General features: G+C 63.7%; 31 protein-coding genes. 21 read left to right on the top strand and 10 right to left on the bottom strand.

Features of this window, described 5'->3' with window-relative positions; translation table 11 throughout:
* Positions 1-198 (bottom strand): helix-turn-helix domain-containing protein (locus AC1D2F_RS18835; protein ID WP_476966563.1); only part of this gene is annotated, 198 nt, incomplete at its 3' end.
* A gap of 203 nt (positions 199-401) precedes the next feature.
* Between AC1D2F_RS18835 and AC1D2F_RS18830 the strand changes: the two genes are divergently transcribed.
* The 3 genes from AC1D2F_RS18830 to AC1D2F_RS18820 all read left to right on the top strand — a co-directional run bounded on the left by AC1D2F_RS18830 (position 402) and on the right by AC1D2F_RS18820 (position 2,317).
* Positions 402-686, top strand: a complete 285-nt coding sequence (locus tag AC1D2F_RS18830) for a hypothetical protein (RefSeq protein WP_476967428.1) — start codon at positions 402-404, stop codon at positions 684-686.
* The gene (locus AC1D2F_RS18825; protein WP_476967427.1) at positions 673-1,716 is read left to right on the top strand and encodes an ATP-dependent DNA ligase; all 1,044 of its coding nucleotides are present in this window, start codon (positions 673-675) and stop codon (positions 1,714-1,716) included. The genes AC1D2F_RS18830 and AC1D2F_RS18825 overlap by 14 nt, the downstream gene beginning before the upstream one ends.
* Before the next feature lie 73 nt (positions 1,717-1,789).
* Positions 1,790-2,317 (top strand): hypothetical protein, encoded by a 528-nt coding sequence (locus AC1D2F_RS18820; protein ID WP_476967426.1) that lies wholly within the window; start codon positions 1,790-1,792, stop codon positions 2,315-2,317.
* Between the two features lie 197 nt (positions 2,318-2,514).
* On the opposite strand, the gene AC1D2F_RS18815 is transcribed toward AC1D2F_RS18820, so the two are convergent.
* The gene (locus tag AC1D2F_RS18815) at positions 2,515-3,336 is read right to left on the bottom strand and encodes a hypothetical protein (protein WP_476967425.1); all 822 of its coding nucleotides are present in this window, start codon (positions 3,334-3,336) and stop codon (positions 2,515-2,517) included.
* Between the two features lie 122 nt (positions 3,337-3,458).
* Positions 3,459-3,791, bottom strand: a complete 333-nt coding sequence (locus tag AC1D2F_RS18810; protein ID WP_476967424.1) for a hypothetical protein — start codon at positions 3,789-3,791, stop codon at positions 3,459-3,461.
* Positions 3,792-4,251: 460 nt separating this feature from the next.
* Between AC1D2F_RS18810 and AC1D2F_RS18805 the strand changes: the two genes are divergently transcribed.
* Positions 4,252-4,695 (top strand): hypothetical protein, encoded by a 444-nt coding sequence (locus tag AC1D2F_RS18805; protein WP_476967423.1) that lies wholly within the window; start codon positions 4,252-4,254, stop codon positions 4,693-4,695.
* Positions 4,696-5,153: 458 nt separating this feature from the next.
* On the opposite strand, the gene AC1D2F_RS18800 is transcribed toward AC1D2F_RS18805, so the two are convergent.
* Complete coding sequence (locus tag AC1D2F_RS18800; RefSeq protein ID WP_476967422.1) at positions 5,154-5,582, bottom strand: hypothetical protein; 429 nt, start codon at positions 5,580-5,582, stop codon at positions 5,154-5,156.
* Positions 5,583-5,797: 215 nt separating this feature from the next.
* On the opposite strand from AC1D2F_RS18800, the gene AC1D2F_RS18795 reads away from it, so the two are divergent.
* From AC1D2F_RS18795 to AC1D2F_RS18785, 3 genes are all read left to right on the top strand, one after another.
* A complete protein-coding gene (locus tag AC1D2F_RS18795; RefSeq protein ID WP_476967421.1) occupies positions 5,798-7,042 on the top strand; it encodes an integrase catalytic domain-containing protein in 1,245 nt (414 codons plus the stop codon).
* Positions 7,043-7,338: 296 nt separating this feature from the next.
* On the top strand, positions 7,339-7,713 hold the full coding sequence (locus AC1D2F_RS18790) for a hypothetical protein (RefSeq protein ID WP_476967420.1): 375 nt from the start codon (positions 7,339-7,341) through the stop codon (positions 7,711-7,713).
* A gap of 100 nt (positions 7,714-7,813) precedes the next feature.
* Entirely contained in the window at positions 7,814-8,032 is a 219-nt protein-coding gene (locus tag AC1D2F_RS18785) for a hypothetical protein (RefSeq protein ID WP_476967419.1), read from the top strand.
* A gap of 729 nt (positions 8,033-8,761) precedes the next feature.
* Here AC1D2F_RS18785 and AC1D2F_RS18780 read toward each other — a convergent pair.
* Positions 8,762-9,478 (bottom strand): TetR/AcrR family transcriptional regulator, encoded by a 717-nt coding sequence (locus AC1D2F_RS18780; RefSeq protein WP_476967418.1) that lies wholly within the window; start codon positions 9,476-9,478, stop codon positions 8,762-8,764.
* Between the two features lie 136 nt (positions 9,479-9,614).
* Here AC1D2F_RS18780 and AC1D2F_RS18775 point away from each other — a divergent pair, with 136 nt between their 5' ends.
* From AC1D2F_RS18775 to AC1D2F_RS18765, 3 genes are read left to right on the top strand one after another with little or no spacing between them, the layout of a single operon-like run.
* A complete protein-coding gene (locus AC1D2F_RS18775) occupies positions 9,615-10,382 on the top strand; it encodes a DUF4386 domain-containing protein (protein WP_476967417.1) in 768 nt (255 codons plus the stop codon).
* Between the two features lie 5 nt (positions 10,383-10,387).
* Positions 10,388-10,984, top strand: coding sequence for a hypothetical protein (locus AC1D2F_RS18770; protein WP_476967416.1), 597 nt, complete (start codon positions 10,388-10,390; stop codon positions 10,982-10,984).
* Positions 10,981-11,940, top strand: coding sequence for an NAD-dependent epimerase/dehydratase family protein (locus AC1D2F_RS18765; RefSeq protein WP_476967415.1), 960 nt, complete (start codon positions 10,981-10,983; stop codon positions 11,938-11,940). The genes AC1D2F_RS18770 and AC1D2F_RS18765 overlap by 4 nt, the downstream gene beginning before the upstream one ends.
* 189 nt (positions 11,941-12,129) lie before the next feature.
* Here AC1D2F_RS18765 and AC1D2F_RS18760 read toward each other — a convergent pair whose 3' ends face one another.
* Positions 12,130-12,423: a MerR family transcriptional regulator gene (locus tag AC1D2F_RS18760; protein WP_476967414.1), complete on the bottom strand. Its 294-nt coding sequence runs from the start codon at positions 12,421-12,423 to the stop codon at positions 12,130-12,132.
* Between the two features lie 131 nt (positions 12,424-12,554).
* On the opposite strand from AC1D2F_RS18760, the gene AC1D2F_RS18755 reads away from it, so the two are divergent.
* The 5 genes from AC1D2F_RS18755 to AC1D2F_RS18735 all read left to right on the top strand — a co-directional run bounded on the left by AC1D2F_RS18755 (position 12,555) and on the right by AC1D2F_RS18735 (position 14,867).
* Complete coding sequence (locus tag AC1D2F_RS18755; protein ID WP_476967413.1) at positions 12,555-12,983, top strand: Hsp20/alpha crystallin family protein; 429 nt, start codon at positions 12,555-12,557, stop codon at positions 12,981-12,983.
* 243 nt (positions 12,984-13,226) lie between these two features.
* Positions 13,227-13,604, top strand: a complete 378-nt coding sequence (locus tag AC1D2F_RS18750; RefSeq protein ID WP_476967412.1) for a J domain-containing protein — start codon at positions 13,227-13,229, stop codon at positions 13,602-13,604.
* Between the two features lie 55 nt (positions 13,605-13,659).
* On the top strand, positions 13,660-14,037 hold the full coding sequence (locus tag AC1D2F_RS18745) for a hypothetical protein (protein ID WP_476967411.1): 378 nt from the start codon (positions 13,660-13,662) through the stop codon (positions 14,035-14,037).
* 214 nt (positions 14,038-14,251) lie between these two features.
* Positions 14,252-14,518 (top strand): GlsB/YeaQ/YmgE family stress response membrane protein, encoded by a 267-nt coding sequence (locus AC1D2F_RS18740; protein ID WP_476967410.1) that lies wholly within the window; start codon positions 14,252-14,254, stop codon positions 14,516-14,518.
* 130 nt (positions 14,519-14,648) lie between these two features.
* Complete coding sequence (locus AC1D2F_RS18735) at positions 14,649-14,867, top strand: hypothetical protein (RefSeq protein ID WP_476967409.1); 219 nt, start codon at positions 14,649-14,651, stop codon at positions 14,865-14,867.
* Positions 14,868-15,395: 528 nt separating this feature from the next.
* Here AC1D2F_RS18735 and AC1D2F_RS18730 read toward each other — a convergent pair.
* The gene (locus AC1D2F_RS18730) at positions 15,396-15,773 is read right to left on the bottom strand and encodes a hypothetical protein (protein ID WP_028275079.1); all 378 of its coding nucleotides are present in this window, start codon (positions 15,771-15,773) and stop codon (positions 15,396-15,398) included.
* Between the two features lie 439 nt (positions 15,774-16,212).
* Between AC1D2F_RS18730 and AC1D2F_RS18725 the strand changes: the two genes are divergently transcribed.
* The gene (locus tag AC1D2F_RS18725; RefSeq protein ID WP_476967408.1) at positions 16,213-16,821 is read left to right on the top strand and encodes a recombinase family protein; all 609 of its coding nucleotides are present in this window, start codon (positions 16,213-16,215) and stop codon (positions 16,819-16,821) included.
* 207 nt (positions 16,822-17,028) lie between these two features.
* Entirely contained in the window at positions 17,029-17,232 is a 204-nt protein-coding gene (gene cspE, locus AC1D2F_RS18720; protein WP_476967407.1) for a transcription antiterminator/RNA stability regulator CspE, read from the top strand.
* A gap of 962 nt (positions 17,233-18,194) precedes the next feature.
* Here cspE and AC1D2F_RS18715 read toward each other — a convergent pair.
* A complete protein-coding gene (locus AC1D2F_RS18715) occupies positions 18,195-18,374 on the bottom strand; it encodes a hypothetical protein (RefSeq protein WP_476967406.1) in 180 nt (59 codons plus the stop codon).
* Positions 18,375-19,103: 729 nt separating this feature from the next.
* Here AC1D2F_RS18715 and AC1D2F_RS18710 point away from each other — a divergent pair.
* The gene (locus AC1D2F_RS18710) at positions 19,104-20,045 is read left to right on the top strand and encodes a ParA family protein (RefSeq protein WP_476967405.1); all 942 of its coding nucleotides are present in this window, start codon (positions 19,104-19,106) and stop codon (positions 20,043-20,045) included.
* Positions 20,042-20,812 carry a hypothetical protein gene (locus AC1D2F_RS18705; protein ID WP_476967404.1) on the top strand — a complete coding sequence of 257 codons (771 nt, stop codon included), beginning with the start codon at positions 20,042-20,044 and terminating at the stop codon, positions 20,810-20,812. The genes AC1D2F_RS18710 and AC1D2F_RS18705 overlap by 4 nt, the downstream gene beginning before the upstream one ends.
* Positions 20,813-20,997: 185 nt before the next feature.
* Here AC1D2F_RS18705 and AC1D2F_RS18700 read toward each other — a convergent pair whose 3' ends face one another.
* Together AC1D2F_RS18700 and AC1D2F_RS18695 are read right to left on the bottom strand one after the other, a co-directional pair.
* Positions 20,998-22,848 carry a MarR family transcriptional regulator gene (locus tag AC1D2F_RS18700; RefSeq protein WP_476967403.1) on the bottom strand — a complete coding sequence of 617 codons (1,851 nt, stop codon included), beginning with the start codon at positions 22,846-22,848 and terminating at the stop codon, positions 20,998-21,000.
* 193 nt (positions 22,849-23,041) lie between these two features.
* Positions 23,042-23,278, bottom strand: a complete 237-nt coding sequence (locus tag AC1D2F_RS18695) for a hypothetical protein (protein ID WP_476884082.1) — start codon at positions 23,276-23,278, stop codon at positions 23,042-23,044.
* A gap of 459 nt (positions 23,279-23,737) precedes the next feature.
* Here AC1D2F_RS18695 and AC1D2F_RS18690 point away from each other — a divergent pair, with 459 nt between their 5' ends.
* Together AC1D2F_RS18690 and AC1D2F_RS18685 are read left to right on the top strand one after the other, a co-directional pair.
* Positions 23,738-24,292, top strand: a complete 555-nt coding sequence (locus AC1D2F_RS18690; RefSeq protein ID WP_476967402.1) for a hypothetical protein — start codon at positions 23,738-23,740, stop codon at positions 24,290-24,292.
* The gene (locus tag AC1D2F_RS18685; RefSeq protein WP_476967401.1) at positions 24,292-25,278 is read left to right on the top strand and encodes a hypothetical protein; all 987 of its coding nucleotides are present in this window, start codon (positions 24,292-24,294) and stop codon (positions 25,276-25,278) included. The genes AC1D2F_RS18690 and AC1D2F_RS18685 overlap by 1 nt, the downstream gene beginning before the upstream one ends.
* Positions 25,279-25,427: the final 149 nt, after the last annotated feature.

The raw sequence follows: 25,427 nt of genomic DNA, 5'->3' as shown, positions 1-25,427 counted from the left end.
CAACGACAAAAGCCCTGCACGGGGCACACTGAAATCCGGAACCGGCGATGGCAACACCTTCTGATGCTCGCTCAACCACCGGTACGCAGTCGGACGCGACACCCCCGCGGCCTGCGCCGCTACAGCTACCGACAGCCCGGCATCCAGCCCTTCCCAGAACGCTAAACGAACACTCAACGGCGACCACGGCCTGCCCATCGACGACACCCCACAGAATTCAGGGTGTTGCACTCACCTCCTGAACTCGCCACCTGCCCAAACGTTCGGCGTGGGCAGATAATCCGCCTCAGCTCGAACTCGGCGCTGGGGACCTTTGAGCTGCGCCGCGACCCGCTGTCCGAACAGTGGCTGCTGGAGTCCATCACCGACAACTGAGCCCGGCCGGCGTATAGCGTGGGGCCATGGGACCCATTTACGATGACCCGCGGCTGGCCGCGCTCACGCTGATGCGCATCGCGGCAGAGGAATCCCAGGGCCCCGGTGAACTGACAGGGCGCATGCATGCGGTCCTGGATGACCTGGCGCAGCGGAACGGGACCGGGTATCTGGCGGAGCTGGCCATCGCCCTGGCCCGGACCGGGTTCATCGCACTCGATGAGCTGGCCCGGGTCACCGGCAACAGCACCACCGAGCTGCTGGACGCGGTGGAAATCGACGCACTCGAAGGTCTCGATGACGGCCGCTAGACCGCCGGCCGGCACGGGACTACCGGCGGGCCTTGCCCCGCCGGTGAAAGTCGCCCTGGCCCGGCCCGTCACGAAGATGCCGCGCGCCGGCGCCGCGCCCGGAAAGCTGATCTACGAGCCCAAATGGGACGGCTACCGGGCCGTCGGAATCCGCGACAACAGCGGCGCTACCTTGTGGTCCCGGCAGGGCAAGGACCTGACCCGGTACTTCCCGGAACTCGTCGCGGCCATCGCCTCCGAGGTGCCCCCGGGGTGTGTGATCGACGGCGAAGCCGTGATCTGGACGCAGGGCCGGCTGGACTTCTCCGCGCTGCAGCAGCGCCTCGGCGCCGGCCCGAAAACCCTCCCCGGACTGGTCAGCCAGACACCCGCCAACTACACCGCGTTCGATGTCCTGGCCGTGGCCGGACATGACGCCCGGGATCTGCCGCTGCACCAGCGCCGGGCACTCCTGGAAGAACTCGCCAAGGGATGGAAGCCACCGCTGTCCCTCTCCCCCACCACCACCGACCCGGACGAGGCCGCCCGGTGGTTCGACGAGCTGCCCCACACCGGAATCGAAGGACTCGTCATCAAGGACCAGGACCAGCCGTACACCCCAGGAGCCAGGAACTGGCTGAAACTGAAGCGCCGGGAAACCGTGGAGGTCGTCTGCGGTGCGGTCATCGGACCGATCACCCGGCCCTCCGAGGTCGTGGCCGGCCTGGTCCTGGACGGGGAACTGCGGATCGTCGGCCGCTCCGCCCCGCTGAAAACAGCGGCCGCCCGCGAGCTGGCACGCTGGCTGGAACCGCCCCGGCGGATCCATCCGTGGCCTGCCATGGTGAAGGGCACGGCCCTGGACCGGTTCAACCGGGACAAAGAACCCGTGGCGCTGACCTTGGTGGAACCCGTAGTCGTGGAAGTCTCCGCCGATACCGCCTGGTCAGGCCGGTCCTTCCGGCACCCGCTCCGCTTACTCCGGGCAAGGCCCGAACTCTCCCCGACAGGCATCGACCTGCCGGATATCCTCCGGCCACCCCTTCACTAGATGGCACTGTGGATTTTGTCAGGGATCCCTGACACACTTGCTGTCAGGATTTCCTGACAGAAGGGCTGCGGTCATGGGCTGGATATCAAACGACAACGAACACGAGGGCTGGGCGGCCGCCGTCGCACCGGACGGACGGCTCTCCGCATCATCATCGGGCGAAGGAATGCTCGTCCAGGGCATTACCGGCCGCTACAAGCCGGACAAGATGCTGCCCGACTACGAAGTAGTCCCGGACCGCGAGATTATCGGCTGGCGCGGAGCCTGCGACTGCGGCTGGCAAGGCGAACTCTGGGAGCGCACCACGTCACCGGCGGCCGCGGACTTCAGCCGACGCCGGGACTTCGTAGCGCCCGACGAATTCGCGAACCCTTCCTCCAAGGTCGAAGACGCCATCCACGACGAGTGGAAATCCCACCTCGCACCGCTGGAAGCCATCGCCGGTGTGGAAGCGGCAGCACGTGAATACACCCAGGCCGGCCACCGGCTGGATAAAACCGTGGCGGCCGCGAAGGCAGCCGGCGCGTCCTGGACAGACATCGGCCGCGCAGTCGGCATCAGCCGGCAGTCCGCACACGAACGATGGGCCGAGAAGCAATGAGCGGTGCGTACAGAGCGAGAAACGTTGGGAGGCATTTGGGCCATTACGTTATGCGGCCTCAGCGAGATGGCAGGGCCCGTGAAACAATCACAGGCTGGTCCACGGGCGGGCGCCCTGGAGCCAAGGGGCATGTCCCTTGCATAGAACGGCGGCTGGCCTCTGGGTGATCACGGGGCTGTCTCCAGGATAGCCGGGCGTCAGTAGATTGTGAGTCCGAATTGCTGAGCTACCTTCGCGAGCGGAGCATTATGGCGGGGGTGCCTAATCTGTAGGCCCGGGCTCGCTCGAGTGGGCTCGCGAGTTGAGTCTTTCCCGTCGTCGACTAGTCTGAGCCAAATGGCCCAGCACTTATAGTCTGTGCCATGTTTCGAGCCGTACACGATGCCGTGCGGAAGGCTCCCGTCGTCCAACACTTGCGAATGAATCCAACCGGCAATGGCAGTTGTTAGTAGCCTGTTTTCACCGCGCAGATCGCCGGCAGTCAGGTAGTTAACGCCAAGATCGCCTAGTTTCGAGCGCATTTTGGCATTGATGGCTGCGAGGCTTGACGATGCCTCGATATCGACCACCCAGCCATCCCGCGGTAGCGTCATAGGGTATTCAAGGCGAGCGTCACGCCACCCGAAGACGATTTTGCCCGGAGTCATCCCGCCAAAAAGGTGCTGCCATTCCTTGTGGATGGCATCGATCAGAGTGTCCGGGGACTCGGTGGATTCTGCGTCGTCAAAAACGTCGCTCAGCCGCACCGTTTTGAGTGTGTTTGGGATTCTTTGGCTGGCCAGAGACTCGGCGTAAGCACCTTCGGGTGTCGATGCAACGTAGATGGTGCTGTGGTCGGCGACGTCGTAGCGACCCCAATGCCGGGGATCATCGTCCAGTGGACGTTTAAGTGGGGCCATTGCGCCGTAGGAAACCTTTTGTATCCGAGTACCAGGACTTCCTGCACTGCGAACGAGCGCAAGCCCCGTGCGCTCACAAAGCCTTGTATCAGCAGCATCAACGCTTACATCGATCGTCACAATATTCACTTTCAACCGTCCCCACTCGTGAGAGTCATTGTATGGGGCAGTTGACGATCAGCATAGGCGGGAGCACGGGAGCAGGGACAGACGGCGGCCTGTCCCTGCTCACCGGTTGTCAGTTAATCGTCTGTACCTTCCAAGAAGGCATCGGCCGCGGCCTTCACTTCGGCCAGTCGCCCTTCGCGAAGAGACTCTGCTGGAGACTTTTCATCCAACCGAGGATTGGCACCTATGAACCAGTTTCTGGCGGTGTAGTCATTCTCCGATTGACTGAGTTCTCTCCAAATACGGTGCGCGAGCATCAATCTCTGCTTTGATTCGTCGCGCGGTTCCGGACCATCCGCGGCGGACCACTTGTGAGGGAGTTTCTTATCGTTCACGTTTGCGAGCAGCGCCACCAACGTGGGACCAAGATGGCTCGTCAACTGGCGGACGGTTTCATGGATGTCCATACGAGTTGTCTCAGCATGTGTATCGACGCTGGTTGTTATGGGAGCCATGGATATCAGTCCTTACGGGCGCTCATTGCCCCTGAAAAAGGGGTGCACAAAGTGCTAGTCGTTTTTCGTGTTGATACATATATGTGCCGGAGGCTAGTTCCACCTATAGGTGGGCTACTTCTACGTGGGCTACTTCGCTTGGTGGAGCGTCCTCTAGTTCCTATGCATGACCTCATAATACCTACGTTCCACTCAAATGCAACCAATAAGACCCCACAAGAGTCCCGCCGTCCTTACGCCCAAGGTCGCGCTGGTTCCTCGGTTTTCGAGGCAAGCCGGCGCTAGCCTAGTGTGAAAACCCGACAGAAGAAGTGCCTCGGACGTCAACTACAGCGGACACCTGCGAGCCTATGCTCGAAACTAGGTGCTATCTCATTGCACCAAGGTCAGGGCCACCACGTACTCTCGTGGCATGGGAAATCGCATCCTTTCAAGGGGTCATACAGTGGAAGACTCCTCGGTGGAAGAGACGGACATCGAAGCTTTCGTTGTTCTTCCATCCGACCAGCGTTTTGAAGTGCTCAGGACTCTACGACACGAAGCATCTCTTCTGGCAGGGGGTGGCCTGGGGCCCATGGCAGGAATCTACCTCTCCACGCTCGCGGTCTCCCTCCCCCTAATCGGCCTGGTATCCCTTCAGGGCCAGGCTTGGGCTGTACCGGTTTCTATTGTTCTCGGAACGGTGCTGTTTATCTTTGGGCTGCATCTCACAGCTCAGGTGCTTTTGGGCCAACGCCAATATGCTCGGTCCGCCACGCGTTTAGCCTTCTATGAGGACGCGCTCAGGCAGCAAAGAGAAGACACCAAAAGCGGCCCGACACCCTCGCGGCGATGGTTCAGCCGTTCCCGGGCCTGAACGTCACGGCCGCGGTATCGCTGTCCCACTTCCTTGGAACCGGGACACACGAAATGGGACACTCCCCCAGCTGCCCGAAGCCGCGGAAGGCCACGTAATCTGACCATCCGCTAAGTTGTCCCAAAAGTACGGCGCCACTTGCCCGTCGCACGGGCAGCTTTTGGCACGTTGCACGGATGGAAAGGCTACGCCCGCATTTCAACAGCAAAAACGTAGATAGAAGGTCCGAGGCCTTCACGGAGCGACCAGACAGAACGCTTTCTCTTGCCTTTGCCGGCGGCAGCCGGTCCAGGCGTACGGCGGCCTACCCGGGCATCGGCAAGCTGTAGGTTCCCCCTCGACCTGAGTGGGCGGCGGCCGCAGGGTCCCCCACCATCACCATCGAGACCTTCGCCTTCACGATCGCCGAAGCCTGACCGTACCTGCCGGCAAGAGCCGGCTCGCGGGGGTCCGGGCCGTCAGTCAGGTATCTCCATCTGGAACCCGCAGCCGCAGCGCAGCACCCTGGTGCGCAGGTACACCTCCAGGGGCCCTTCACCGGCCAGTTCCGTTGAGAGCGTGGCGTGGACGCTGCGCTGCTGGGATCCGGCTCTCGTCATCGGCTCCCCGCAGTGCAGGTAGTGGCCGCCGAACTGCAGCACCCCGGATCGTTGGCCCGGCCGGTTCAGGACCTCAGCAACGCGGGCCACCGAGGCGGTGTGGGCGTAGAAGAAGTCGCATTCAACGCAGGTGTAGGCGACATCGACCAGCCCCGTGCGCGGTGGCTGAAGGGTGTCGATGGATTCGATGACCAGGTACTCATCCGTCTGGCATTGAGCACACCAGAGCCGCTGTCCCTGTGACCCGCTGGACGGCCCGGGTTTGCGCGGATGGGAAACAGTCGACATTGACAGACTCCTTTGTCCGGGAAGGTGGCCCACATGCACCGGGCCCCGCTTCCGTCATCAGTGTCCCCCCGTGGATCAGGCTAACTCCCGGTTCGGGCCCTGACAAGGAACCGCGTTGACTCATAAAAAACCTCCGCGGAGACGGATACGTTGCCTCACGGGAAAAGGTCCGGGAAGGCCCGGGCCGCGGACATCCTTGAGGGATGGGGTTGACGATGGGTGAGCGCAAGGCCGTCACGAAGCACCTGGCCGAGTCCTACCGGGCCGGTGGCCGGGTCAGGAAGGGGCGGATCCTGGATGAGCTGGTGGAGCTGACCGGCTGGCACCGGGACCATGCCCGGGCCGTGTTGCGGCATGCGCTCGATCCGCCGCGGCCGCGGCCGGTCAGGCCCGGGCGTGCCCCGGTGTACGGGGCTGACCTGCAGGACGGGCTGATGCTGTGCTGGGCGGTGCTGCGGGGCCCGGCGGGCAAGCTGCTGGCACCGATGCTGCCGGATCTCGTACCGATGCTGCGGGCCGAGAAGGCCCTGGATATCACCGACGGGCAGGCGGCGCTGCTGGCCCGCATGAGCGCGGCGACCATCGACCGGCGGCTGGCCGGCCAGCGGGCGAAGCTCCTGCCGCGCGGCCGGTCCCATACCAAGCCCGGGTCGCTGCTGAAGTCCCAGATCCCGATCCGCACCTGGGCCCAGTGGGACGACGCGGTGCCGGGGTTCGTCGAGATCGATCTGGTCGGCCACGACGGCTCGAACAGTTCCGGCCAGTTCTGCTTCACCCTCACGGTCACCGATATCGCGACCGGCTGGACGGTGAACCGGTCCGTGCCGAACAAAGCGCAGAAGCACGTCTTCGCGGCCCTGCAGCACGTCCTGGCGGTCTTCCCGTTTCCCGTCACCGGCATTGATTCAGATAACGGCAGCGAGTTCATCAATAACGAGCTCTTCGAGTTCTGCGTGCGGCAGCGCATCACCTTCACCCGGTCCCGTCCGAGCAACAAGAATGACGGCGCGCACGTCGAGCAGAAGAACTGGTCCCGGGTCCGTGAGCTGGTCGGCTACCTGCGCTATGACACAGCCGCGGAACTGGAGCTGCTTAACGAGATCTGGGAGCTGGACCGGATCTTCACCAACTATCTGCTGCCCCAGCAGAAACTCCTCGCCAAGGTCCGCCACGGAGCCAAAGTGAGCAAGACCCATGACCGGGCAGCGACCCCGCACCGGCGCGCGGCTACCGACCCGGGTCTGGCACGGATGCCTGTGATCCGGATGAACGCCCAGTACAAGAAGATCAGGCCGGCCGCCCTCTCACGGCAGATTCTTGCCCTCACCGGCCGGCTCGAAACCCTCGCCATTGCCAAACAGCCCGCCCCCGTCAAACCCGCCGTCAACGACGAATGGAACCACCGCGCCAGCCGGAGGTTTTCATCTGAGGCAACGACTCAACGTTCCCGGAGGTATTGACGTGAGGCAACAGGGGGAACCGGACAGCGCAGTACCGCTCCCCCGACCCGGTTCCCGTCCCCTCGCAGATCCGCAGCGTCAGGGCTGCTGGTCCCAGAAATATGAACGCCTCGACGCCCTGGACGAACCCGCTGGCCGGTCCATGATGCGCACCGAAATCAAGGCGGATGTCCCGGTTGACAGTCTCAGTCCGGCATTTTAAATTTTCTATGTACCGGCCAGGCCGGGATGGTTTGCTTCACCCCTTGATAGCTGTGCCAGTTGAGCGGCTACGCCGCCGAACGCAGGAGGCCAAGATGTTGAAGTCACCGCTAGACGAATTCGTCAATGACTGCATCGCCCGGAACCAGGACGCCGACGGGCTCACCCAGGAAGAGCTGTACGGCCTCTACCTCAGCTGGTGCTCCCTCCGGGGAACCACACCCGCCCCAGGCAGAACTTTCAGAGCCGGGCTGCGCGCAGTGAACATCCAGCCAGACCACCACGGCGGCCTCTGCCTGGGGCTGGCGATGACGGGCCCGGCTGCCTGCGACTACATCCTCCACCGGGAACTCCCCCTCGCCTCGCTCCCCCCGGAACTCCAAACCAAGGGCGCCGACGACGACCGAGCCACCCCCATCGACCGGAATCCCGCCGAACAAAACGACTCGGTAGCGGCTCCTGCTGCCTAGAAGCCGGGCCGATTCCTCGATTCATCGGGAAGGATCGCGATTGCTTGAGGTTGCAATTTTGTGCCTTTTGCCCAGGAAGATCGTGTGCGACGATGCGGTCATGAGCGAACACACCGAACCCGGCCCGGACGCCGGCGGGGCCGGCGCGGCACAGCGTGCCGGCCACCAGAGGCGCCGCGAGGACCTGACCACACGCCAGATGCGCACCGTCGGGCAACGGCGCACGGACGCTGAAGAAAAGCTCGCACGCCATCTCAAGGAGGCACACCACCCCGCCGCGAAACATCCCATGGCGGCGGAAAGGTCCCCTGACGCCTAACCGGCCGACGCTGAGCGCGCGGCACGCGGGGTCGCATGGCCGGGCTAAGCCAGCCCATCGACCCCAACTACAAGCGCCGGAAAAGCTGCCGCTACCCCTCAGAGAAGCTCCGCCCGCGCACGGAAATAGGCGAGGCCAGCTGGCGGGGTCGTCAGCCCCGACCCCGTCGCTGCTTTCGACGAAAGCGAAGGGCGGTCTTGGCGTCCTATCAACGAAAGCTCTCGGCCTCAGTGCATCCGGCCCTTTCCACCCCCGGCCGCCTTCACCCCAACGGCGTTTCGGCGGGCGCCATGCCGGTCCACCACCGGTGCCAGCAATCCTGGAGGCAGCACAGCCATTGTGCGGAAACTTGCCGTACGGCCTTGTCCTAAAGACAGCACCGCAAATGCAAAACCGGTCCCCTCAAATTGCCATCATCAAGCATCCGGCAGCGAAATTCTTCAAACCTCTAGCCGGCCGCATCGGCCCTTCCCTTCCGTTCCCCGGATCCGGGGAACGGAAGGGCAGGCGGCACGGACCCCGGAAACGAACGACGCGGCCTCTTCCGGGAGCCCCGGGGGCGGAAACCGCCGTCCGCGTTCCGCTCGCAGAACGTCCCGCGGCGCGCTGGTGCGGCAACGGTCGTTGTCGACGTACAGATTGGACAGACCTGCGCCGCGCCGCGTAAGCCCTCCCTGGGCGAAAAGAATGCTGCGCGCTGCCCGGCCCAGGGCACGACTCTCCGGGGCACTAGCCGGCAAATGCCGTGGGGGTGTTTTCCTTTGTCAGCCCCGCGGTGATGCCATCGAGCACTTTGCGGAGTCCCCACATGTATTGCTCGGTAGATATGTAGCCGGCCATGGTGCCTGCAGCGGCGGCGGACAACGGGTGGCTTTCGGCCGGGATGGCGGAAAAGCCGGCCCGGCGAGCGGCTATCCGTTCTGCTTCCGGGGGCAACCGGTGTGTTTTTCCAGAATCCGCCACTTCCAGGGCTATCGAGCCGAAGACGTAGACGATCAGCAGATAGGCCGCTTTGGCCGCGTCTCCTGGCGTAAGGCCGGTGTCCACGAGAATGCCCATGAGGCGTTCGTTCAGGGCGAGTGCATGCGGGCCGTTCATCGGCCCGCCAATCATCAGGGTCACCGCGCCCGGATGCGCGGTGAGCCGTTCCCGCAGCTCAAGGGCCAGAGCTTCAATTCTCTGCCGCCACGGCACGTCGCGGTCCGCGAAGACCGCATGGTCGACCAGTCCGAGCAGGTGCTCGACAATTGCCTGAACCACCGCGGCCTTGTCCGGAAAGTATGTGTAGACCGCGTTCGGTGCCACGCCGACCCGCGCGGCGATGCCCCGGATCGACGCCGCCTTCATCCCGCCTTCATCCAGGAGGTTCAAGGTGGCCTCCAGTATCTCCTCCTCGGTCAGGGTGCGGCGGGGCCCTGGCCGGGATTGCCGGGCTGGTGACGCCATCGTCCGGATCCTCTCTCTTGACAATATTCTGTACAGCGTACAGTATTTGTACATCGTACAACATTGTACGCCGTGCAGCATTACCGGGAAGTCGGACACCATGGCAGCCAGTAATTCATCCAGGAACCTTCAGCGAGTGACCGGTGCGTTGTTCGTCGTGAGCGCCCTTGGATTCGCCGGGGCAGCCACAACCCTTTCGGTGACGTTTGATTGGCCGGACATCCTGCGGGAACCGGCCAGCATTGTGCTGCCGGCCTTCGCCGCCGGCGGACCCGGGCTGGTCTGGACCTGGTTCGCGACCGCCTGGACCTACGGGCTCCTGGCCGTGCCGGTCCTGCTGCTGCCGGCAGCTCTCGGCCTCCGCGATCATCCGGCCATGCGTGTTGCCAGCTACCTGGGCGCCGCCTCGGTTCTCCTTTCCCTCATCGGGTTCCTCCGCTGGGTGTTCGTCGTTCCGCCTCTCGCCAAGTCATACGTCGGAGGCGACGCCACGACACAAGCCGCGGTGGACGCCGCCTGGACAGCGCAGCACCAGTTCGGTGGAGCCCTCCTCGGTGAACACCTCGGCCAGCTGCTTATCATCGCCTGGTCAATCACCCTGAGCGTGATCATCCTGCGCAGCGGGATCCTTCCGCGCTGGCTCGGCGCCGCAGGGCTCCTCGTCAGCATCATCTGCCTGCTGAACCAGGGCGACATCCTTGCCACCGCAGTCCCCGGATTCCCCGTCTGGGACCTTGCCGGCCTCCTCGGCAGCACCGGCTGGGGACTCTGGGTGGCCGCACTCGGCGTCAGCATCCTGATCCGCTCCACCCGCCGCGGAGACCCCGCCAGCAACATCTTCCCCGTTGCCTCCTCCCCCTCAGCCTCCACAGAATCCCGGCCGTCAGCCGGAAAAAGGAATTGATCCCCATGAGCCGAACCACAGCATCCCGAACGACGTTCCTTCGCAGCTGGCTACTCTGGACCGCCGGATTCCTCGCCCTACCACTGGCCGGGTTCGCCGGAAGCGCGGTCATCGGACCCGTGGACGGGCCGCTGGCAGCCTTGGCCGGCGGAGCCATCACAGGACTCATCATCGGAGCCGGCCAGACGCTGACGAGCAGCCGCCGGCTAGAGGCCCGAAAGTGGATACCCGCAACTGCCATCGGCATGAGCACAGGACTGTTCCTCGGCGCCGCCGCCGTCAATTACCGCACTTCCCTCGCAGATCTTGCCCTGATGGGGGCCATCACCGGCCTCGTTCTCGGTTCCGCACAGGCCCTGGCACTCCCCCGCCATGCGCGCCGGCGCTGGACCTGGGCAACAGCAATGCCAGCATTGTGGGCACTCGGCTGGACCATCACCACCCTCTTCATGATCCAGGTCGGCCAGCAATTCATCGTCTTCGGCGCCAGCGGAGCACTCGTCGTCACCGCGATCACCGGACTCCTGCTCCAAATCCTCCTGCCCCTACGGTCCCCCGGGGAGCAAAGTGCCGCACAGGCGCCCTCGGCGGTAACAGCATGAGCACGGAACTGCACGTCATCTTCGGCACCGGAGCCATCGGCCTGGCCACGTTCGACGCCCTCCGGCGCCGGGGCCGGACCGTCCGGCTCGTCAACCGGTCAGGACAGGCACGCGTCCCCGATGGCGTCGAAGTTGCCGCAGGCGACGCCAGCGATCCCGCATTCGCCGCCGCGGCAGCCCGCGGCGCAGCCGTCGTGTATCAGACCCTGAACCCGCCGTACCATCAATGGAGCACACAGTTCCCGGCCCTGCAGTCCGGTGTCCTCGCCGCCGCCGAAAAGTCCGGCGCCCGCCTGGTCAGCATGGAAAACGTCTACATGTACGGACGCCCCGACGGACACCCCCTGACCGAAGACCGCGCAAACAACGCCCACACGAAAAAAGGACAACTCAGGGCAAGGATGTCTCAAGAACTCCTCACCGCCCACCGCGCCGGCCGCGTCCAGGTCGCCATCGGCCGCGCTTCCGATTACTTCGGCCCCCGCGGAGGCGCACAATCCAACCTCGGCGACCGGGTCTTCCCCGCAGCCCTGGCCGGAAAAACCGCCACGGTGCTCGGCGACCCTGACCAGCCCCACACCTACACCTACATCCCTGACATCGGCGAAGGCCTCGCAGTCCTCGGCGAACACCCCGACGCCCCCGGAGAAATCTGGCATCTGCCCAACGACCCCGCAACCCGCACGACAAGAGAACTCGTGGAGATGATCTTCACACTTGCCGGCCAGCCCCGGACCAGGCTCCGCGCCATGCCTCCGCTGCTCCTGCGCGGCCTCGGCCTGATCAACCCCACCCTCCGTGAACTCCTCGAAATGCAATACCAATTCGAGGAACCCTTCATCGTCGAAAGCAACAAAATCACGGACAGACTGGGGCTCACAGCAACCCCCATCGATGAGGCCATCACGGAAATACTCCAGGCATACAGCTCCGACAGGTCCTCGCCGGTGCGATAACACGCTCAAGCTCAACTCCCCCGCGGCTCAATCAGCGAGACTCCACGCAATCGACGGGCATCACAAGTCGGCCCACGAGTCGCGTTTTCACCGGCGCGGAGGGAATGTCTGAAGAACGGTGGATCCGGGGTTGGCCTGCCGGCGCCTTCCCGCAGCGCGCCCGCCTGGGGTGGCACGGGACGACGCCGCTCAGTGCCGGTTCCGGGCGGCGGCGAGTTCGCGTTCTAGGCGCCTGTTGGTCGCTTCCAGTTCAAGGACCAGGCGGATACCGGCAAGATTCAGACCGTCCTCGAGCAGGGCGCCGATCCGGCGCAGGGTCTCCAGGTCCTGCTCGCTGTACCGGCGTGTACCGCCGACCGTCCGGCCGGGTTCCAGCAGGCCTCTTCGCTCATACAGCCGGAGGTTCTGTTGCCCGGTCCCCACCAGCTCCGCTGCCACGGAAATGGCATATACCGCCACGCCGCTCCCCGTTTTCCGCTCCATCAGGTCCTCCTTAAAAATCCCCAAAAACCCCTTGCTCCAGTTTCACACCGGTGCTATAAAAAATCTATACCAGCCACCATAGATAAGGCTGGGATGGAATGACAGGATCGACTGCAAGGAGTGAGAAGACCATGCTGATGCGTACCGACCCGTTCCGCGAGCTCGACCGGCTCGCCCAGCAGGTCCTTGGCACCACGGCCCGGCCCGCGGCCATGCCCATGGACGCGTGGCAGGAGGGAGAAGAATTCATCGTCGCGCTCGACCTGCCCGGAGTCGGCGTGGATTCGGTGGACATCGACGTCGAACGCAACGTCCTGACGGTCAGGGCAGAGCGCAAGGACCCGACGGGTGAGAACACGGAGTTGATCGCCGCCGAACGTCCCCGGGGTGTTTTCAGCCGCCAGCTCATCCTCGGCGACGCGCTCGATACCGAGGCGGTGAAGGCAAGCTACGACGCCGGGGTGCTGACGCTGCGGATCCCCGTGGCCGAGAAGGCCAAGCCGCGCCGCATCGAGATCCAGTCCGACGCGGGCCATCCCAAGGAAATCAACGCCACCTGATCCACCCCTAGGAGGGTGAGTCCCCCAGGACGGGAGAACGGGACCGGCCGCCGAACGAGTCGAGGGCGATGCAGAGCAGCCACGCCACCGCGCCAGCCGCGCACCGAATAGCGGCCCCCGACCGCGCCTCCCGCAGCGATGGTCCCCGGCCAACCGGCCGGGGCCATCCGCACACCTCCGCGCCCCCGCCCTCCGGGGCTCCGCGCGCGGGCCGGAACAGAACAGCAGACGGGAGTTCGGACCATGAGAGAGCACAGGCCGGATCCATACGAGGTTCTCCACCTGGGCCGCGCGGCGACGGCCCGCGAGGTCTCCCGCGCCTACCGGGCCCTCGTGCGCGCCCGTCATCCCGACATGCGCCCCGCCGGCGCCGTGCCCGCAGACCCAACCTCCAGGGCACGGGAACTGCAGGAGATCATGGATGCCTACGCCGTCCTGGGAGACCCTGCCCAGCGGGCCGCATACGACCGGCAACGGTCGAAGACGCCCCCGTCGGAGCCTGCGCCACCGAACCGGGACCCCGGACCTTCCGGGCCTGATTTGATCATCGGCCCGCTGCGATGGGAAACCCCCATCCCGCCGGCCCCGGGACGGCAGGTCCTGTGGTGGATACCGCTGTGAACAAGCCCGAGACCGCTCCCGTCCGCTGACCACCCGATTCGGGAAAGGAACCGCCATGAGTGCCTGGCGCCCGTACGATGCGCATCTGCTGCCGGCGTTTTACGAACGCTTCGAACAACGCTGGGGCAAGGGAACGGCCCCGTTCCTGGACCCCGAAGTCCACGAACAACCACTGCCCCGGGCCCAGTGGATCAACCCGGACACCGGCGCCGCGGTGGCCGTGGTCCCCATCTGGGCCCAAGACCCCCGGCACCGCTCCTTCGGCGTCTTCTACCTGCCGCCCGCGGGTGACATCTGGGTGCTGCACCCCGGACACACGACCTACATCGAGTCAAGCCCGACGGACACGGACGAACAGATCGCCCTCCGCAACGATGCCTTCAGAAAAGCCGTCAACCACGCGAAGGAATTCATCTACGGCACCAGGCCCTAGACCCACGAACCGCGGCACCCACAGGCCCACGTGGGGGTACGAAGGACATCAAGGGGCAGCTTCTTCCCTCCGCCGGCCGCCGAAGGTCGGCGACTGACGCGGCATTCACACACGATCGCCCCAGGGTGCCGGCTCCTTGCATACTACTAAGCGTGCTGATTAAATTTTGATGTCGGTCACATCCACGACCGGTCTACCGAAAGGAAGTGCAGTCATGGGCATTCTCGCATTCCTCATTCTCGGGCTCATCGCGGGAGCCATCGCCAAGGCGGTCCTGCCGGGCCGGCAGGGAGGCGGCTGGGTGATCACACTGGTCCTGGGCGTCGTGGGCGCCATCCTCGGCGGCTGGATCGGTTCGTTGATCTTCGGCGGAGGCCTCGGTGACTTCTTCGATCTGCGGACCTGGCTCCTCTCCATCCTCGGGGCCGTCATTGTGCTCCTGATCTACGGCGCCGTCGCCGGCCGCAGGAGCAGGGTTTAGACAGCCCGGCCACGTACGGGATTCCCGGCAGCCGCCCGAACTCCCGCCCGGAGGGGCCTTCCGTGAGTGCACGAAACGACATTGCCACGAATCCGCCCCGACAGGCGCCCCCTGGAGAGAATTGAACACCATGACCGAACCCGCATTCCCGAAACACAAACTCCGTGAGGTCCTCGAAGGACAGATCCTGCGGCTGGCCGACGCCAGCTTCGCCGTCGTGGCCAAGCACCGCCAACACCGGCTGGTCCACCTCGAGCTGGAGGCAGACGACGGGACGCGCGCCACGCTGATAGGCGTTCCCGGTGCCCGCTTCAGACTGCGAGAGGAAGCAACGCCGACGCCGCACTAGACGTCCGGCTCCCACACCGGTCCGCCCCGGTGCACTCGACGAGGCTCCCCCACTGGGCCCCTTCCGAACGTTCCAAGTACCCATCAGAGATATCGCGGTGCTGACCGGGCTCGACCTGAAACAGCTGACCGCCGTGGACCGGATGCCCATTGCATCAACCCTGCTCATCGGCGCGGGTGAGTGGGGGCGAGACGGCGCCCCCGAAAGTCCGTGGCCTCCGCCCCTCACGACGATCGCGTGGCGGCTTGACCACATCTCCGAGACGCTGTTGGGCCGATCCAACCACCTCGGGGGCGACCGAACGTTCGATCGAGCGACGTACGAATCACGACCAACCAGATGCAGCCGGCGCTATCGAGAGGTTCCGTCAGGCCGCAGCCGACTGGCGCCGGGTACTACTCAGTGTCGATGAGTCCGACTATGACCGGACCGGGCTAAGCAGCTACCCGTACGGCAGCGATGCCGAGGAGACGTTTCCGTCGATCAAACGCCGAGGCTAGTCGACGCACCGGATCGCGTCGCAGACGTTCACGGCTGGGCGTGACGCTCCAACGCGTCCAGAGTCGTCTCGGGCGATGTGTTGAAGCAGAAGGTGATTCCGGGCGATTCCGCATTGCACACGTTGATGATCCGTTCGAAGAGCTCGGTGTACTCCGGGATCATCCTGATGCCGCCCCCGATCATCACGAGGCCGAAACGATCACGACCGAACGCCGAGCGAATCTCTGCTTCGGCCTCGTCCGGGGAGGTGCCGATCAGGCAGTTGACGGCGTCGAAGCCGGCGGCCGTAGTGGCCCCGAACCCCGCTTCGATCCGTTCGGTCATCGTGGCCTCGTCGAGGCCAGGAGGCAGCTTGCTATAGTCGAGGGCTCGCGCGTGGATGCCGATCATGAGGATTCGAGTCATGGGCATCATTGTGGCATGCACGCCTCACCAACGAATTAGCCAAACCGCACCACCAATCAGGCGGGCCCGCTGGATCCTTGCTCGACAGAGGACTCCTGACGTTCCGTGCAGACGACTTAGAGGAAAATGACATCGGTGGGCCGGCCCCAGGTTGCGACCGCCCGTTAGACGGTCGATCACCGGGCGCCAGCGCTCTAAAGGCCACCTGTGCGGGTGCTGGAGCTGACGTGCCCGTTTACCCCGCCCGATTAAATGCCCGGTGAAGGTGCCCCAACCGCAACACCCCTGACGTCTCACAAGCCTAGGGATGTGAGGCAGTCCGGTGAGACAACAGCGCCGCTTGAAACGCCGCGGCTTCGAGTGTCTTGCCACCATGTATCGCAGCCCCTGCTAGCTTTGCTGACATGAGTATTGGTTGCAAGACACTTGCGGGGCTTACATGGGAAAACTGATCGGTTACGTCCGGGTCTCGACCAGGGCACAGGACTTTGACCGACAGATCCGGGACCTACTCGCCGCCGGTGTGCGACGGGACGACATCTACACCGACCACGGGGTCAGCGGCGCCCGGGCATCGCGGCCGGCATTCGATAGGGCGCTGGAAGCACTGCACGAGGGGGACACGCTGGCGATCACCACGTTGGACAGGCTGGGAAGGTCCACGGTGAACATGCTCGGCCTCGCCGAAGGGCTGCGGGCCAGGGGCATCAACCTTCGGGTGCTGAATTTGGGCGGCGGGAATGTGGACACCGGCACCCCGATGGGATCGATGGTCTTCACCGTCATGGCGGCCCTGGCCCAAATGGAACTCGAGATTAAGCGCGAACGCATCAACGACTCCGTCTCCAAACGCCGGGCCGCGGGGAAGGATCTGGGCGGGCGGCGGCAGCAGTTCAGCGACAGCCAGATCAGCAACGCCCGCCGCCTCATCGACGCCGGGGAAGCAGCCACCCACGTCGCCCGTGACCTGGGCATGTCGCGGGCGACCTTGTACCGGCGGATCGGAGAGCTAGACGCCCGGCAGTGGATCACCTCTCGGACCCCCTGAGGCAGGCCGACGGCAGTGGCCCCCGCACCCGCCGGTTCACCCTTCGGCACTATCAGGCCCCAGCTGATGCCAGGCTGCCCCGGCGACTTCCGCTTTGAGGCCAACTGTTGCCCCTGCAAACGATCGCACATAGGCTCGTCCATGTGAGTGGCGGGGACGGTATTCCGAGCAGCGGAACCGCCCAGCGACCCGTGAAGGAAATCAAGCATGGCAACAGGTACTGTCAAGTGGTTCAACTCCGAAAAGGGCTTCGGTTTCATTGCCCCCGAGGACGGAAGCGCTGACGTGTTCGCACACTATTCGGCAATCGCATCCAGCGGTTACCGCTCGCTCGAAGAGAACCAGAAGGTTCAGTTCGACATCACCCAGGGCCCCAAGGGTCCCCAGGCGGAGAACATCCAGCCGCTCTAGCAGTACCCAAGAGACTGGTCAGCCGATGCGGCCGGCCAGTCTCTTGCTGTGTCCGGGGTAGGGCGGTCCGCTCAGTCTCGATTCACTGGCCGGGTTGAGGTGGTAACGGCGGTGGCTCCACGGTTGCTCGAGCATGTGCACTTTCGACTCACCCCATCATCGCGTAATCCCGAACAATTCGATGTTGTGAGACTGCATGTTGTTGGACGACATTTCGAGACAGCGGCGGACCTTGTCGCGCCGGGAACGCCGGGAACGCCGGAAACGCCGGGAACGCCGGGAACGCCGCCTCAAGTGTGAACGCTGAACGGTCTGGACTGGGCGTGGCGAAACGTAGGTTTATCGACATGCAGCGCCTACCGTTATCCCATGTCATCAAACGACGAGATTCTGAAGTCCGCCCAAGCCCAGTTTCCTCCGAGCGCAAACAAGAGAGTTCGGGTCCTAAACGCCTGGCGTCGTGAGGACTCCACGCTGGAAAGGCCGGCCCCTAATGGTTGGGAGGATGGTTGGACGGGGGTTCACCAGCTGGCCACTTATGCCGTCGTGGCTAAACTGCGGGATCAAGGCTTCACCGTGGTCAACCTAAAACCGGCGGTACGACTCGTAGCCCCAGGGACGTGCAGATCACTGATCTCATCTAGGCTCACTGAAGCGCCCGCAAACTGCCGTTATTGAGGTGGCGGGCAACGCGTCAAGGCGCCGAGTACGCGCGGTCACAGGACCCGCACCCGAAACTACGTCGACGTCGAGACAGCCGGTACGTCGCCTGCCGCTCAGTCCGTCTCTGTGATTAGCGCTGCGATTCACACGCCTGAAGCACCGGGCGAGCACGCCCGCCTGTCTCATTAATGGATCGTTTTATGAGAACGGTCCGCTGCGTCATTCACCAGACTGATTGCCACAGCGCAGCAGAGTGAGGACGCTCTAGGTTCGATCGGGTAGGCGAGCCGCCGAGGGCCCTAAACCGCACTCCCCCCGCCACTGCAGCGGTACCCGCGCCGTGCGTACAGGAGCCGGTCGCTGATGACCCCGAACCCGTCGGTGTTCAGCAGCAGGGCACGCAGCTCCGGGTGCATGTCGTCGTTGCCGTCCACGAAAATGAAGACCATTCCCAGCACTTCGGCGTGGGAACTGCCCATCGACCGCTGGATCGACATTGACGTCAACGACGCCAATAGCAAGGCCTCAGCGTGCCTGGGCTAGGACGCAGCAGTCCCCCGCGGAGCCCTGCCGGTCCGATTAACATGGGGCGTGACTACTGTGGGGGCATCGGCGTCGGGACCAGCGCGCATTCTGGTTATCCAGCCCACAGGGCCCACACTCTCAAGACAACGAGATTTCATGCCATAAGTCATGCCATAGTTCCCATTGGATGCACCATCGTCTCATGGGCCAGATGTGCCGCCACACACACAACAGGCAGAAATGCCTGCTGAGCAACAGGAGTCTGGGTTGGTGACAAAATATACCGTTCTGCATGACTAAACACAGTCCATCAAACGGATAGGACAATTGCTAGGCAAATAGACCGCTCAATGCAGATATCCACGGGCAGGCCAGCTAATTACCCAACAGTTTCTATGGCGTGACTTAACAGTGGGGCATTCCACAGGAAAACTCACAGAACATCCAATGGGATCAACAACGCCTGGAACAGCGTTAGATACAACAAGCTGTCCAATCGAAGGGATAGCCGGACCGCCAACGAAATGACCAATAGGGGCTCACACGTGCTGCACCGCAGGCGTTCCCACCAGACTTTGTGTGATCCATCTTGCGCGTGTCACTGCCATGATTCCCGGGTGACTGCACATAGCGTTGAAAGCAGAGCACTACATGCCCCACCACGTAGGAGAGACTACCGGCCGATGGCACGATCAATAACAGCCCCAGCAAGCCCGAAAACACACCAAACACGGGCAATCGACCGGGTCGTATCTCTGGCGAACGGTAAAGGAGGGGTAGGGAAAACCACCACTGCCGCCAACGTCGGCGGCTACGTCGCACTGGCCGGCTCCCGTGTGCTGATGGTTGATCTTGACCCGCAGGGGGATCTGGCCCGCGACCTAGGCTACGAACGGCAGACCGGCCGCGAACTGTTCCAGGCACTCATCGCCGGCACCGAGCCAATGATCCTTCGGGACGTCCGGGAAAACCTCGACGTCATCCCCGGCGGCCAGGACCTTGAAGACATCCAGGGACTCATGGTCTCCCGCTCGAGCCGTTCCGACGCCGGCGACTTTGGAGACATGCTGTACGCCGTCCTAGCGCCGCTGGCCGACGACTACGACCTGATCCTGATCGACACACCACCGGGGGAGCGGATCCTCGTTGAGGGTGCCTTCGCCATCTCCAGCGCTGTCGTCATCCCCACTCGCTCCGACGACGCAAGCATCGACGGTGTTGAACGCATCGCCCGGCGCTTCCTGGCCGTGCGGGACCGGAACCCTTCACTGCAGCTGGCCGGCATCGTCCTGTTCAGTGTCGGCCCGCGCTCGTTGCGCCTGGAACGCAGCGTTCGCGACACCCTTGAAGAGATGCTCGGAACGGTCGCCCCGGTCTTTGAGACCCGCATCCGTAACTTGGAAAGCGCCAGCGCCGACGCGCGCCGCAAGGGCCTCCTCTTCCACGAGCTCGAAGGTGCCGTGACCGAAGCCCAGAAGAACCGGCTCAAGGCGCTGCGCTCGGGACAGAAGCCGGAAGCGGGGTTCTTTTCGCGCAACGCCGGCGGACTGGCTGAAGAATACGAACAACTGACCGGCGAGATCCTTGCCCGGCTGAACGAGATCGAAAGCGGTGACCAGGCATGAGCGGCCGACAGAGCCTGGCAGAAGCCTTCACTCCCGTCACACCGGCTCGCGGGGCAAAGCTGGAGGGCTTGCTGGCACCCCGGCGGGGGAAGGGCACACAGGCGCCGGAACGCACTGCTCCCCAGGAGCCGGTGCAGGAGCCCGCTGTAAAGGTGGCCGTGGAGGCACCCGTCGACACTGTTTCGCAGGTGGTTCAGGAAGCTGAGGATGCCCAGGAGCCGGCAGCTGCTCCTGTGGTTGCGCCCGCACCGGCCGGCGTCGCCTCCGAACCAGTCGAAACCGAACCGGCAAAGCCAAAGCCGGAAGGGGAGCCGAATCTGGCACCGGAGGCCGCACCGCGCCCCTCCGCCAGGCAGGCTCCCGCAGCGAAGCCAGCGCAGAAGGCGTCAGAGACCGTACCGGGCGCCTTGCGCAACGTCGGGGTCTACCTGCCTCCTCCGCTGCTCTCTGACGTCAAGGACGCCGTGTACCGGGACCGGACCACATACGCCGACCTGCTCATCGACGCCTTTGAGTCCGTAGCCAACGAGCAGATCGCGAGCCAGTTCGCGACAGAGACCGTGCTCACCAGCTCCGGCATGCCGCGCCGCGCGCCGCGGCGTCGAGGGGAAGCCGGCATCCAAATCCAGCTGCGCCTCGACGGGGTGCAGATCGCCTGGCTCGACGAGAAAGTCCAGGAGTTTGACGCACCGTCGCGGAGCGCGCTCGTCTCAGCCGTCTTCAAGCTTCATCTCGACCAGACAACAGCTCCGGACGCGGGGTCGTGAGGGCTCGTGGAATCCTAGTTGACCATCGTGCGTGACCCAAGGGCCTGACGTCCCATAGGTTTTATGGCGTGGCTTATGGCACGAAATCTTGGTCCGGCCCGGATGCCGGCCGTTCACACCGGGGGAGTGGGGCCACTCCAAAACAGGGGAGTGGTGTCCTGGGCGCGTTGAATCTCCCGTCCACATCATCCGGCCCGCGTGAACGCCATGTCCGCCAGGGCCCACTCGTCCGGCGGCCCCTCGAATGCCTCCCACGGATAGTCTTCACCGGGGGAGAGCAATTCGGCGACGGTGTTGACGTTCTTGGATAGCCATTCCTTCCACAGGATGCGTTCGATCCGGTATCGCTGCAGCTGCGCGGCGACAGCTTCCATGACCCCGAAATGCTCGGCGAGGTCCTTCAATGACGTCGACGGCACCACCGACCAACCGCGATCCTTCCCGCGGGACACCATGTTCCACGCCGCCATGACCTCAAGTGCTTCATTCACTGCCGTCCTAGACAGCCTGGTCAACCGGACAATCTCGGCCATCGACAGGCCGGGGGAGTGCTCCAGCGCTTCGTACACGAAGGCCGCCGGCAGCCCGAGTTCCCTGAAAACAGGCCGAAGTGCGCGGATCTTCCCCTTTCGCCAGCTCAGGTCTTCCGCAGCGGTCCTCACGTCTTCCGGGATGGTCAGCATGTAGAGGTCCCCCTTGGTACCGCGCCCCTGCTCAACCAAAGTCACCAGGGGATCCATCTCGCTCCTGAGCGCCCGCAGATGTGATCCGACCGTAGTGTGGTCCAGGCCGGTGGCCACAGCAATGGACCGGTCGCCGAATTCAATGAATCGAGAACCGGTCATGTGGGCTGCCTCCCCCAACGCCCGCAACACCATTCGTCGTGCCAGCCCAGTTCTCGATTCTGCATAGCTGTATTCCCTAAGCCTGAGGGCATTCCGCCAGGTCAGGATGTGCCGGTGCTCTGCAGCGGGATCCGATGAAAGCGGATTCCCTTGTATTAGTGGGGGCTGTGTATTTGGCTGGCTTGTGGGGGAAATACGGGCATTGTTCTTTCCCGCCTTCGTTCCGGGGTTTTTGCTCAGGTAGGCGACCGCCTTCAGCCAGTCCCTTCGCAGTGCCGGTGCCCGGTGGCGGGCGGCGTAGCGGGCATAGAAGGACGCCAGGCCAGGCCAGGTCCCCTGCAGCATCCGGCGCTCGACCTCGATGAGTTCCAGGCCGGCGGCCGCGGCGCCGGCGACGATGGCCTGGCGTGCTTCTGAGTCGGAGGCGTACCGGTTCGTGTCGTACAGTCCGGTTTGAGCCATGACTTGCATGGTGCGGGACATCCGCCCGGCCGGGTGCTGGAGGTTCGGGGCTTCCGCGGCCGTGGTCGTGAAGGTGCCCTCGAGGCGGAGTGCCTTGACCGCGGCGATCTCCGCCGCCAGGTCTGTGTTCATGGCGGCCCAGACCGTGGTCGAGTTGGGCCGGCGGGCAACGTCGTAGGCCATCGACAATGACATCGCCAGTTCCTGGTGGCCGCCGCGCTTGTGCGGGGATCCGGGTGTGCGCATGCAGCCATGCAAAAGGTTCTGGTGCGGGGTCTTGTCCAGGCTCCGGTACCGGGTGCCCAGCGCCTCGACAAGATCACGCGCTTCAGAAAAGGTGACCCGCTTCTCGAGCGGGACGTAGACGTGCCGGCCGCCATTGGGGGAGTAGTCCTCAATCCACCGCGCACCGCAGGAATGTAACCAGGTCTGGACAGCGCGGGCATCGGCTTCGACCCAGTCAACACCAGCAACGGACGAGTCAAAGTCAAGGAAAATCGCAGCGCACGTACCGTCCTTGCCGAAAATCCGGACCGCCGCCGGGAGCGTGGGCAGGGTCTCAGTGAGAGTGCGCTCGTGCTTTTGCGGGTACGTCTTGCCTGCGTCCCGAGAGAGGCGAACTCGGGGCTGACCTGCGAGGATAGGCGCCAAGGCAGCCCACGCCTGAGCGGGGCTGTGTGTAGAGGATGGCCCGTGCGACACGCCAGCGCTGTATATGGCTGGCAGCACGCGGGCGTGCTGTTGTACGATGATGCTGTTCCTGTCGAGGGAATGACTAAGGGCCGATCTTGCAGGATCGGTTTTGCAACACAAATGAAGGCCTGTGAAGGTCTTCCATCCGATCTACGATCTGTTCGCCGGCAAGCTTCCCGGATCGTGGATCTTCAGCTTCGAAGGCCCGCCTAGTGCGGGCCTTCTTCTGTTATGAGGCTATTCGAATGGGGAGCTCCTGCTGGTACTCGTGCTGGTCGAGGGCAGCCAGGTCGGACTTCATCTGCGGTTCAACAGCGGACAGAACGTATTCCGAAACGGTCAGGCCCTTTGCCGCTGCCACTTTTGCAATGCCGTCAGCGGTGCACTCCTGCGCCCTGAAGCCAATAAACCTGCGCAGGCCCTTGCTAGGACGCCCGCCGCCTCGATTAACTGCTATTGCCGTCATGTGCTTTAGTCCTTTGAATCTCGCACAACACGCGGTTGTGACTGCTTCATCGCTGGTGCTACCTGGAGTCGACCACCGTGAAGTTTCTGTCTACGGCTATCGGCTGAGTCGAAATTAGCACTGCTTGCAGCGGCATCCGGGGATTTGTTTACAGAAAACGGCTCCGCGTGTCGCCCCACACTCTTATTTGGCTTCGCAGACCTGCGCTGAAACCCTAGCTTCATAGTCGGGTGACGGCTCGATCTGCCGACATGGGTCACCCCTTTCTGCAGCCCGCCGAGTTGGGACATTGAAAGCGAAGGGTTATTCGGACACATTGTGGGTGGCGGCGATGTCGTGGTGTTGATCATGCGGGTCCTTTCTTCTCCTGGCGAAGCAGGCGCTTCTAGGGACCACTTGATATGGTTGGGCCCGTTCTGCCCGGGATATGCTGAACCCAGACTAAAACATGGTTGAAACATGTTTCAACCTACCCTATCCCTGTTGAAGCTATTGAAGGGTCCTGTTGTTGTGACGCAATCTCTGCGTTCCCTGTCTGTAACTACCTCTGAACAGGCTTTCCGCGATGCATCTGCTGCATTCGCAGCACTGGAACTGCCAGGTGCCCTGACTCTGACTCAGCTTTTGAGCGTCATCGAAGGAATCCGCGGCAAGCAGATCCGGATTCGTGCCACCGAAAAGTTGGTCGGCACATCGATCTGTGGTCTGTGGCTGCCGGGGGCGAAGATCGAGTGGGTGTTTCATCCCCCGACGCCCTGGGAGCTGCAGCGTCAGCAGTTCATTCTTCACGAACTTGCTCACATGGTCCTTGGCCACGACACAACGCCCGGTGCGGGTACCGTCTTGAAGAGCGGTTTTCGCGGCCTGTCTCCGGAGGTTGTGCGCAGGGCCCTCATGCGGACCGAGTTCCGGAGCTTGGAAGAGGCCACGGCCGAGTACCTTGCCGATCTCATGGCCGAGGCGTTGAGGGCGGGGCCTGGTGAACCGGGCGCCTTCGAGGACGTCTTCGGCTGATGGAGATCATCGCAGCGGGGCTGATGGTCAGCCTGACGCTCATCGTCATCGCATCACGCGGCCAGGGTAAGGACACCAGCATCCTATGGGCATCGGTGCTGATTTCCGTGTCCATGGTCCTCAATATAAGCCCTGTTTACGTGCTCGCAGACGGGTGGGTCGGCGGGAGGAACTATGCGGACCTGGGAGCAAACCTTCTCCTGCTGGCGGGTGTCTATTTTCTCGCCCGGGCCATTCATCGGGCTGCACAGCCGGCATCCTACGGCAGGAAATCCTCGTACGACGCGTCGGCCAAAGCAGGACTTGTGGGTACGGCGATATCGGCAACCATCCTGTTCATTCTGATCGATGCTCCTGTTACGTCGACGTCGTTCATGCGGGACTACGGAGGGCAGTGGCCGGCGGGTCTGTATTCGGCCGGGCAGTATCTCTACATAGGCGCGGTTATGGCCGCCGCAGGCTGGACCTGCGCGCGCTTTCGGAAGGCTTGGACCACCGGAATCTACACCGTAGCGTTCGCGCTCGTTGGCGTGGGGTGCCTGTCCGCCGTTTTGTTCGTCGTTGATGTGCTCGTACTCGATGCACTTCACGTGCTCGGTATGGTTGAGACACTCTCCGCCTTGTCCGGAATATATTCGGTGTTGAATTCGGCTACGTTCCTCTTTCTTTGCACCGGTATGGCTTTGCCTCCTGCCAGCCGCAAAATCACTGCCATCCACGAAACGGCGCGAACCAGCTCGGTGCTTGCGGGGCTAGAACCTATCTGGGGGCAGGCAGTAGCGGGGAATGCCGGGCTTACGCTGGACCTTGGTGTGGTTCCGAAACGCCCGGACCGCCGGCGCAGCGAGCTGCACCGCATGATTGTGGAAATCCAGGACTCCTTGGCCCGGGATCCCGAAGTAAGAGACAGAATTGGCGCCGAAGGCCTCGGAAAACTGGCCAGCGCCTCCGACCACCTCGAGCGGCTGTCGTGGCGTCCCCGCTGAAGGCTGTTGCCTGCGCCGGGCTACTTGGTGCTGCGGGCGCCATTGCAGGTGCGACGTGGGCGGCCCGTCAGGCGACTTCAGCGACGTACAGGCGCCGCTATGGCATCGTCCCTCTGGCAATTTCCGATAACGAGATCGAGCTCCCAGCC

The sequence above is a fragment of the Arthrobacter sp. P1_B3 genome, assembly GCF_056406615.1.
The sequence above is the reverse complement of the archived record's forward strand: the minus strand, read 5'-3'. Positions and strand labels throughout refer to the sequence as shown.

What these genes read in the sequence shown, in the direction of transcription:
- AC1D2F_RS18800 (WP_476967422.1), bottom strand. Translation starts at nt 5,582, where the DNA reads ATGTCGACTGTTTCCCATCCGCGCAAACCCGGGCCGTCCAGCGGGTCA.
- AC1D2F_RS18715 (WP_476967406.1), bottom strand. Translation starts at nt 18,374, where the DNA reads ATGGGCAGTTCCCACGCCGAAGTGCTGGGAATGGTCTTCATTTTCGTG.
- AC1D2F_RS18710 (WP_476967405.1), top strand. Translation starts at nt 19,104, where the DNA reads ATGGCACGATCAATAACAGCCCCAGCAAGCCCGAAAACACACCAAACA.
- cspE (WP_476967407.1), top strand. Translation starts at nt 17,029, where the DNA reads ATGGCAACAGGTACTGTCAAGTGGTTCAACTCCGAAAAGGGCTTCGGT.
- AC1D2F_RS18730 (WP_028275079.1), bottom strand. Translation starts at nt 15,773, where the DNA reads ATGACTCGAATCCTCATGATCGGCATCCACGCGCGAGCCCTCGACTAT.
- AC1D2F_RS18755 (WP_476967413.1), top strand. Translation starts at nt 12,555, where the DNA reads ATGCTGATGCGTACCGACCCGTTCCGCGAGCTCGACCGGCTCGCCCAG.
- AC1D2F_RS18795 (WP_476967421.1), top strand. Translation starts at nt 5,798, where the DNA reads ATGGGTGAGCGCAAGGCCGTCACGAAGCACCTGGCCGAGTCCTACCGG.
- AC1D2F_RS18830 (WP_476967428.1), top strand. Translation starts at nt 402, where the DNA reads ATGGGACCCATTTACGATGACCCGCGGCTGGCCGCGCTCACGCTGATG.
- AC1D2F_RS18810 (WP_476967424.1), bottom strand. Translation starts at nt 3,791, where the DNA reads ATGGACATCCATGAAACCGTCCGCCAGTTGACGAGCCATCTTGGTCCC.
- AC1D2F_RS18765 (WP_476967415.1), top strand. Translation starts at nt 10,981, where the DNA reads ATGAGCACGGAACTGCACGTCATCTTCGGCACCGGAGCCATCGGCCTG.
- AC1D2F_RS18805 (WP_476967423.1), top strand. Translation starts at nt 4,252, where the DNA reads ATGGGAAATCGCATCCTTTCAAGGGGTCATACAGTGGAAGACTCCTCG.
- AC1D2F_RS18735 (WP_476967409.1), top strand. Translation starts at nt 14,649, where the DNA reads ATGACCGAACCCGCATTCCCGAAACACAAACTCCGTGAGGTCCTCGAA.
- AC1D2F_RS18820 (WP_476967426.1), top strand. Translation starts at nt 1,790, where the DNA reads ATGGGCTGGATATCAAACGACAACGAACACGAGGGCTGGGCGGCCGCC.
- AC1D2F_RS18825 (WP_476967427.1), top strand. Translation starts at nt 673, where the DNA reads ATGACGGCCGCTAGACCGCCGGCCGGCACGGGACTACCGGCGGGCCTT.
- AC1D2F_RS18760 (WP_476967414.1), bottom strand. Translation starts at nt 12,423, where the DNA reads ATGGAGCGGAAAACGGGGAGCGGCGTGGCGGTATATGCCATTTCCGTG.
- AC1D2F_RS18750 (WP_476967412.1), top strand. Translation starts at nt 13,227, where the DNA reads ATGAGAGAGCACAGGCCGGATCCATACGAGGTTCTCCACCTGGGCCGC.
- AC1D2F_RS18685 (WP_476967401.1), top strand. Translation starts at nt 24,292, where the DNA reads ATGGAGATCATCGCAGCGGGGCTGATGGTCAGCCTGACGCTCATCGTC.
- AC1D2F_RS18705 (WP_476967404.1), top strand. Translation starts at nt 20,042, where the DNA reads ATGAGCGGCCGACAGAGCCTGGCAGAAGCCTTCACTCCCGTCACACCG.
- AC1D2F_RS18770 (WP_476967416.1), top strand. Translation starts at nt 10,388, where the DNA reads ATGAGCCGAACCACAGCATCCCGAACGACGTTCCTTCGCAGCTGGCTA.
- AC1D2F_RS18695 (WP_476884082.1), bottom strand. Translation starts at nt 23,278, where the DNA reads ATGACGGCAATAGCAGTTAATCGAGGCGGCGGGCGTCCTAGCAAGGGC.
- AC1D2F_RS18725 (WP_476967408.1), top strand. Translation starts at nt 16,213, where the DNA reads ATGGGAAAACTGATCGGTTACGTCCGGGTCTCGACCAGGGCACAGGAC.
- AC1D2F_RS18745 (WP_476967411.1), top strand. Translation starts at nt 13,660, where the DNA reads ATGAGTGCCTGGCGCCCGTACGATGCGCATCTGCTGCCGGCGTTTTAC.
- AC1D2F_RS18780 (WP_476967418.1), bottom strand. Translation starts at nt 9,478, where the DNA reads ATGGCGTCACCAGCCCGGCAATCCCGGCCAGGGCCCCGCCGCACCCTG.
- AC1D2F_RS18790 (WP_476967420.1), top strand. Translation starts at nt 7,339, where the DNA reads ATGTTGAAGTCACCGCTAGACGAATTCGTCAATGACTGCATCGCCCGG.
- AC1D2F_RS18785 (WP_476967419.1), top strand. Translation starts at nt 7,814, where the DNA reads ATGAGCGAACACACCGAACCCGGCCCGGACGCCGGCGGGGCCGGCGCG.
- AC1D2F_RS18690 (WP_476967402.1), top strand. Translation starts at nt 23,738, where the DNA reads ATGTTTCAACCTACCCTATCCCTGTTGAAGCTATTGAAGGGTCCTGTT.
- AC1D2F_RS18740 (WP_476967410.1), top strand. Translation starts at nt 14,252, where the DNA reads ATGGGCATTCTCGCATTCCTCATTCTCGGGCTCATCGCGGGAGCCATC.